The sequence below is a fragment of the Paenibacillus pectinilyticus genome, assembly GCF_001700435.1.
Lineage (GTDB): Bacteria > Bacillota > Bacilli > Paenibacillales > NBRC-103111 > Paenibacillus_E > Paenibacillus_E pectinilyticus.
The window spans coordinates 217,017-217,255 of the sequence record NZ_LYPC01000016.1; the positions used below are offsets into that span (position 1 = coordinate 217,017).

Annotated in this window: 2 tRNA genes; both read right to left on the reverse strand. The window is 49.8% G+C overall.

The features are described from left to right. Nucleotides 1–41: 41 nt before the first annotated feature. Nucleotides 42–133 (reverse strand) — tRNA-Ser (locus A8709_RS13025). Between the two features lie 28 nt (nucleotides 134–161). Further along, nucleotides 162–237, reverse strand: a tRNA-Asn gene (locus tag A8709_RS13030). Nucleotides 238–239: the final 2 nt, after the last annotated feature.

A 239-nucleotide genomic window follows, 5' to 3' on the forward strand; every position in this document is an offset into this window, starting at 1 on the left:
CGGGCCTCGTATACAAGCTTTGTTTCATGTAAAAGTTCTTATGGCGGAGAGAGAGGGATTCGAACCCTCGAGACGCTTGTGACGCCTACACGATTTCCAATCGTGCTCCTTCGGCCAGCTCGGACACCTCTCCATGAAAAGGCCAGTTACTTTAAAAGAAATGGCTCCCCGAACAGGACTCGAACCTGTGACAACTCGATTAACAGTCGAGTGCTCTACCAACTGAGCTATCAGGGAAT